The organism is Crenobacter oryzisoli (assembly GCF_030385785.1).
GTDB classification, from domain to species: Bacteria; Pseudomonadota; Gammaproteobacteria; order Burkholderiales; family Chromobacteriaceae; genus Crenobacter_A; species Crenobacter_A oryzisoli.
Genome location: NZ_JAUEDK010000094.1, coordinates 1 through 5,722, shown reverse-complemented (window position 1 = coordinate 5,722; position 5,722 = coordinate 1). Strand labels below are relative to the sequence as shown.

Genomic DNA, 5,722 nt, shown 5'->3' with positions numbered 1-5,722 from the left:
GTTTGTGATCGTCGATGGCCATCCGATCCACAAGGCGAAGCTGGTCAGGGACTATGTGGAGAGCTTGGAAGGCAAGCTCAACCTGTTCTACTTGCCGCCTTACTCGCCGCAACTGAATCCGGACGAGCAGGTCTGGGCGCACGTGAAGCGCCAGGTATCAAAGCGTCTGGTGCAAAACCATGAGGAAATGAAGCGGCTAGCAATCGGCGCCTTGCGTCGAATCCAAAAGCTACCCGGGCTGGTGAAATCGTTCTTCCGCCAGCCTGAGTGCCAATATGCCTGCCAGTGACAATACTTTTGCAAAGCTTAGTATTGCCAGTTACCCTTCCGACTTCAGCTCCATCTGGTGTATTGCCGTGCCCTCCTTTACTGTTGCTGCTCCCTTTGTTCGAGTGTAGTGAAGTCGGTCTAGTGCATGCGATATCGCCTGCGTGCGCGTTGCGGATGGCCTGAGCTTGAACTCATAGGCGATCCGCCATTCCGCTTTTACCTTGTCGCCAAGGCAGGCATGCAGTAATTGCTTGTACAGCATGTCGCTAGCAGTGCTGCCAGTCTGTTTCTGCGGAGCTTGATGGGGTTTTGACAGTGCAATCTTATCGCCCCGGATGGGCAAAGCACGGAGATTGAGCAGTAACAGGACTAGGCAGCACAGTGCCACAAGGACGATGGCCCACTGCAGAATGTCGATCAGATTTGACGGCACAATAAACTCCATACGAATATGACGTATGGATTATGTGAGCTGCAATCGAGGCTGGCAACCGGTAGTGCTTGCATCCGCATCTGCCGGCAGGTCATCCTGTCAGCCGGTGCCCTCGCCTTCGGTCCATGGCTCCATGCAAGTCATCTACGAGCCTTGTTCAACACAAAATAGGCGAACAAGCCGATGACGCTTCCCCAAAAAGCCGACCCCAGGCCCATGAAGCTCATGCCCGATGCTGTTGCGAGAAAGGTAATGATCGACGCTTCGCGGTGCTCCTCTTCCTGAACGGTCCCCATGATGTTGGCGGAAATGGCGCCGATCAGTGCGAGCCCCGCCAATATTGCCACGAATGCTTTGGGCAATACGGTGAAAAGCAGCACGATGGCCCCTGCAAACGAGCCGCCGATCAGATAGAACATGCCATTGGCGAGGCCGGCAACATAGCGCTTGCCCGGTTCTGGGTGGGCATCTTTCCCTGTGCACAGGGCTGCAGTAATGGCTGCGATGACAATCGTAATGCCACCAAAAAACGCTGCCAGAATCGACGCGAGGCTGGTTGCGACGATGATAGGACGGGCGGGGGTTTCATAGCCGGATACGCGCAAGATTGCCATACCCGGCAGGTACTGGCCAGTCAGGCTCACAATGACCAGTGGAATGGCCAAGCTCAGCGTCGAACCCCATGTCCATTCTGGCATGATGAAGACCGGCTTTGTCAGATGCAGGTCAAACTCATGAATGGGGATGTTGCTGGTCAGCATGGTGATCGCCGCGCCCAGCAGCACCAAGACGATACAGTAGCGCGGCACTAAACGCTTGAGCACGATATAGGAAAATATCATGCCGATCCCCAGCGCTGGCATGGCGGTAGAGGATTTGAAGGTGCCCGCGCCGAACTGGAACAAGATACCGGCCATCATGCCGGAGGCCATCCCCTTCGGGATGTGCTTCATCACCTTATCGAAGTAGCCGGTCAGGCCGATAAACAGAATCATGGCTGCCGCAGTGATATAGGCTCCCACGGCCTGGTTAATCGTGATGGCTGGAAACAGCGTGACCAACAGTGCCGTTCCCGGCGCGGACCATGCGGTGATCACCGGGGTTTTTAGTTTCCAGCTGAGAAACATCCCCGAGACCGCCGCTCCCATCGAGATGCCCCAGACCCATCTCGTTCGGCATGTTGGCCGCTTTCGCCGCCTGGAAAAAAATCACCAAGGGACCCGCGTAAGAGATCAAGACAGCCAAAAAGCCCGCCGTCACGGCGGAAATCGACCAGTCTTTGCTGATCGTCAGCGTTTTACCTTGCTGGTATTCATCAGGCGATCGCCATTTAAGAGCCATCCAGTTGCCTTTCCGATAGGTCAGGATTGTGTTGCCGTAGAGCGACAGAAATGCCGCCTTGCGCTGAGACCCATTGGATTTCAACGCAAGGCGACAACAGCTCGCTGATCAGGGAGGTGAAGCGGTAGGTATTGGGGTGAGTATCAGCCGAAATCCCCTCCCCCGACCGGCAAGACTGTGCCAGTGATATACGATGCCTCGTCCGACGCCAGGAACAAGATCGCACCGACCTGCTCGTCGATGGTGCCGTAACGGTGCATCAGGCTGCTGGAAATGGTCTGGTCGACGATGCCCTGGTACCAGACCTTTTCCTGTTCGCTCATCGGGGCGGTATTGCGCGGCACCTTGCGCGGCGGTGCCTCGGTGCCACCGGTGGCCACGGCGTTGACGCGGATGCCGTCCTGCGCGTGTTCGAACGCCAGGCTGGCGGTCAGCGCATTCACCCCGCCCTTGGCGGCCGAGTACGGAATGCGATAGATGCCACGCGTGGCGATCGACGACACGTTGACGATCACGCCCTGCTGGCGCGCGACCATGCCCGGCAACACGGCCCGACAGCACCACAGCGTCGGGAACAGCGAGCGGCGGATTTCCGCTTCGATCTGGGCTTCTTCATATTCCTGGTACGGTTTGGCCCAGATGGTGCCGCCAACATTGTTGATCAGCACGTCGACACGGCCGTACGCCTCTTCAGCGGCCTCCACCACGAGCTGAGCGCCGTTGTAGGTTTCCAGGTCGGCCGTCACCACCAGGGCCTGCCCGCCATTGGCTGTGATTTCGCCGGCCACCTCGTGTACCAGCTCGGAACGGTCGGCCAGTACCACCAGCGCGCCCTCCTCGGCGGTAGCGAGCGCCACACCACGGCCAATGCCCTGTGCCGCACCGGTGATGATCACCACCTTGTCTTCAAATCGTGCGCGCATGGTCAGGCCTCGCTACTGGCGGAGAATTTTTCATACAGGAAGCTTGCCGGCGTGGTGCCGGACTGCTGCAACCAGCCGCGCACCGCTTCCACCATCGCCACCGGGCCGCACAGATAGACGTCGACGTCGCCGTCGTTCAGCCACTCCGGTTCGATGTGCTGGGTCACGTAGCCTTTGCGGGGGTGGGTGCTCTCGGCGGCCACCACACAGGTGCGGTAGTCGAACTGCGGCAGCCGGGCCTTGATCGCGTCGAGCTGCGCCAGCGCCACCAGGTCGGCGTCGTTGGTGACGCCGAACACCATGCGGATCGGCTGTGCACTGCCGCTCTCGGCCAGCACGTCGAGCATCGACAGGAACGGCGCAATACCGGTGCCGCCGGCGAGGAACAGCACCGGACGGGTTACCGGGCGCAGATAGAAGCTGCCGTTCGGGCCGGTGAACGTGATGCGTTGGCCGGGCTGGGCGTCGTGGCTCAGGTAGTGGCTCATGCGGCCGTTCGGCACGTTGCGCACCACGAACGCAGCCTGGGCGGCACCGGGCGCCGAGCTGAACGAGTAAGAACGGGTCAGCCCGGTGCCGGGAATCTCGACGTTGACATACTGGCCGGGCAGGAAGCTCAGGCTGTCCGGCTGGTCCAGCTCGATGGCGAAGCCGATGGTGGAATCGGACAGCTGCTCCACCACCGCCAACGTGCCTTCGAATGTCGATACGCCGGTCTTGCACGCCGCCGACGAGGCCGGAATCTTGACCACACAGTCGGACTTCGGACGGGTCTGGCAGCCCAGGATATAGCCCTGGCCGGCTTCTTCCGCGGTGAGCGCGTCTTCGATGTAGCTCGACTCCGGCAGGTCGTACTCGCCCGATTCGCAGAGACAGCGGCACGCGCCGCAGGCGCCGTCGCGGCAGTCGAGTGGGATGTTGACCTGCTGCCGATAGGCCGCGTCTGCCAGCTTCTCTCCCTCGTTGCAGGTGATGAAACGGGTGACGCCGTCTTCAAACTGTAGGGCGATGTTGTAGCTCATGATTCGTACTCCTGCCGTGCCGAGCCGCCCAGCCCCCTTGCCATGCCATCCCGCCGCAGAGCAGGATGGCTAGCAAATAGCGTGGGGCGAGCTGGTGGCTCTCAATGCTTGCTTAAATGTGGTAAATGTCGATTACCTGGTGGATGTAATCGTTCTTCAGCACCACATATTTGTTGCGGATTTGCGGGCGTTCGCCGCCGAAGTCGATGACGTAACGCGCCATGCCGAAATGACTGTAGTTGGTCTTGTAGCGATGGCTGAGCGTGTGCCAGTTGAAGCGCACCGTGACCCGGTCACCGTCCTGTTTTTCCAGCTCCACATTGCTGATGTTGTGGCTGGTGCGGGTGTCCGGCATGGTGGCGCTGGAGCGCTCGGTCTTGATGCGGAACACGCGGTCTTCCAGCCCCTGACGGTTGGCGTAGTAGATCAGCGAGATCTCGCGCTGCGGGTCGGTGACGAGCTTGTCGTCGTCGTCCCACGACGGCATCCAGAACTCGGCGTCCGGGTGGTAGCATTCGAGCCATTCATCCCATTGCTCATCGTCGAGCAGGCGGCTTTCGTAGTGCAGAAAGGCGCGGATCTGTTCCAGGTTGACGTTGCTCATGCCTTGCTCCCTTCCGCCTGCACCGCGTCCTTCATTGCTTCGAGCCAGTAACGGTGCTGCACGGTGTACAGGCCCTCGTCTTCGGTCTTCACCCCGCTCAATACCGGATTGAGGCCGATCTTCTTGGCCGCTTCGTCCGGGCCGGCGATCCAGTGCTGGGAGCCGCGGCACATGTCGTTCCATTCCAGCGCGATGCCGGCGTAGCCCTGCTGGCAGGCACGGAACTCTTCCAGGTCGTCCGGGGTGGCCATGCCGCTGGCGTTAAAGAAGTCCTCGTACTGGCGGATGCGGCGTGCGCGGGCTTCATCCGATTCGCCCTTGGGGGCGATGCAATAGATGGTCACTTCCGACTTGTTGACCGACAGCGGGCGCACCACGCGGATCTGCGAACCGAACTGGTCCATCAGGTAAACGTTCGGGTACAGGCACAGGTTGCGCGAGTTGCGCACCATCCAGTCGGCCATTTCCGGGCCGAGCTTTTCAGCGTATTCGTCACGGCGCGCGAAATTGGGGCGGTCTTCCGGGTTGGCCCACTGGGTCCACAACAGCATGTGGCCATGCTCGAACGCATAGAAGCCACCGCCCTGCTTGCCCCACTTGCCGGCGTCCATCGCGCGGGTCTTGTCTTCGCGGGCGTTCTGCTCCTTGCGATGACTGGTGGTGGCGGCGTAGTTCCAGTGCACCGCCGACACGTGGTAGCCGTCGGCGCCGTTCTCGGCGGTCAGCTTCCAGTTGCCGTCGAAAGTGTAGGTGGAGGAGCCGCGCAGCACTTCCAGACCATCGGCCGACTGGTCGACGATCATGTCGATGATCTTGGCGGCCTCGCCGAGGAATTCGGTCAGCGGTTTCACATCGGCGTTCAGGCTGCCGAACAGGAAACCACGGTAGTTCTCGAAGCGCGCCACCTTCTTCAGGTCGTGCGAGCCTTCCTTGTTGAAGCAGTCCGGGTAGCCGGCGTCTTCCGGGTCTTTCACCTTCAACAGCTTGCCGCTGTTGTTGAAGGTCCAGCCATGGAACGGGCAGGTGTAGGTCGCCTTGTTGCCGCGCTTGTGGCGGCACAGCGTCGCACCGCGATGGGTACAGGCGTTGATGAAGGCGTTCAGTTCCCCCTGGCGGTTGCGCGCGATGA

8 protein-coding genes are annotated in these 5,722 nt (G+C 60.4%); 1 reads left to right on the top strand and 7 read right to left on the bottom strand.

The window, feature by feature from the left end; translation table 11 throughout:
- Nucleotides 1-289 (top strand): transposase (locus QU481_RS23420; RefSeq protein WP_289828758.1); only part of this gene is annotated, 289 nt, incomplete at its 5' end.
- A gap of 30 nt (nt 290-319) precedes the next feature.
- Here QU481_RS23420 and QU481_RS23415 read toward each other — a convergent pair.
- From QU481_RS23415 to QU481_RS23390, 7 genes are all read right to left on the bottom strand, one after another.
- The gene (locus tag QU481_RS23415) at nt 320-703 is read right to left on the bottom strand and encodes a hypothetical protein (RefSeq protein ID WP_289832358.1); all 384 of its coding nucleotides are present in this window, start codon (nt 701-703) and stop codon (nt 320-322) included.
- 140 nt (nt 704-843) lie between these two features.
- Nucleotides 844-1,830 (bottom strand): benzoate/H(+) symporter BenE family transporter, encoded by a 987-nt coding sequence (locus tag QU481_RS23410; RefSeq protein WP_494337234.1) that lies wholly within the window; start codon nt 1,828-1,830, stop codon nt 844-846.
- Nucleotides 1,733-2,128 carry a hypothetical protein gene (locus tag QU481_RS24050; RefSeq protein ID WP_494337233.1) on the bottom strand — a complete coding sequence of 132 codons (396 nt, stop codon included), beginning with the start codon at nt 2,126-2,128 and terminating at the stop codon, nt 1,733-1,735. Before QU481_RS24050 ends, QU481_RS23410 begins: the two co-directional genes overlap by 98 nt.
- Before the next feature lie 59 nt (nt 2,129-2,187).
- A complete protein-coding gene (locus tag QU481_RS23405) occupies nt 2,188-2,967 on the bottom strand; it encodes a 1,6-dihydroxycyclohexa-2,4-diene-1-carboxylate dehydrogenase (RefSeq protein ID WP_289832357.1) in 780 nt (259 codons plus the stop codon).
- 2 nt (nt 2,968-2,969) lie between these two features.
- Nucleotides 2,970-3,989 carry a benzoate 1,2-dioxygenase electron transfer component BenC gene (gene benC / locus QU481_RS23400; RefSeq protein WP_289831996.1) on the bottom strand — a complete coding sequence of 340 codons (1,020 nt, stop codon included), beginning with the start codon at nt 3,987-3,989 and terminating at the stop codon, nt 2,970-2,972.
- 112 nt (nt 3,990-4,101) lie between these two features.
- On the bottom strand, nt 4,102-4,593 hold the full coding sequence (gene benB, locus QU481_RS23395; protein ID WP_289831997.1) for a benzoate 1,2-dioxygenase small subunit: 492 nt from the start codon (nt 4,591-4,593) through the stop codon (nt 4,102-4,104).
- Nucleotides 4,590-5,722: SRPBCC family protein (locus tag QU481_RS23390; RefSeq protein WP_289831998.1), on the bottom strand; the 1,133-nt coding region annotated here is incomplete at its 5' end. The genes QU481_RS23390 and benB, both read right to left, overlap by 4 nt.